Annotated in this window: 1 protein-coding gene; it reads right to left on the minus strand. The window is 59.2% G+C overall.

The genetic code is table 11. From position 1 onward, the window contains the following. A partial coding sequence (locus tag QN359_RS19895; RefSeq protein ID WP_416352108.1) for an RRXRR domain-containing protein occupies window positions 1-275 on the minus strand: 275 nt, incomplete at its 3' end. Window positions 276-284 lie beyond the last annotated feature (9 nt).

Below are 284 nucleotides of genomic sequence, written 5' to 3' on the forward strand. Positions count from 1 at the left end.
CGATGCAAGCGAGTCAGCCATGCCAGGGTGGTGTCGATGCGGTGTTGCAGGCTGGGTGGCAGCCAGCCGCGCCCTTTGTTGCCACGATTGAGAAAACGTGGTGCGCGGTAACGCAGCGTACTGCGACGACGACGACGCATCTGGCGGCGAGAAGTCAGTGCCTCGCTGATTTGATGGCCACGGTGCCTCAGTTCGAACAGATTCAGAACCTGGTCGACAGTGCAAATTTCACCCGTCGCAAGCTTGAGTGTTTCGCTATGTCGCACAAGAGCGATGCCGGTCGT

Origin of the sequence: Undibacterium sp. 5I2, from assembly GCF_035019605.1 — a bacterium.
Classification (GTDB): Bacteria; Pseudomonadota; Gammaproteobacteria; order Burkholderiales; family Burkholderiaceae_D; genus Undibacterium.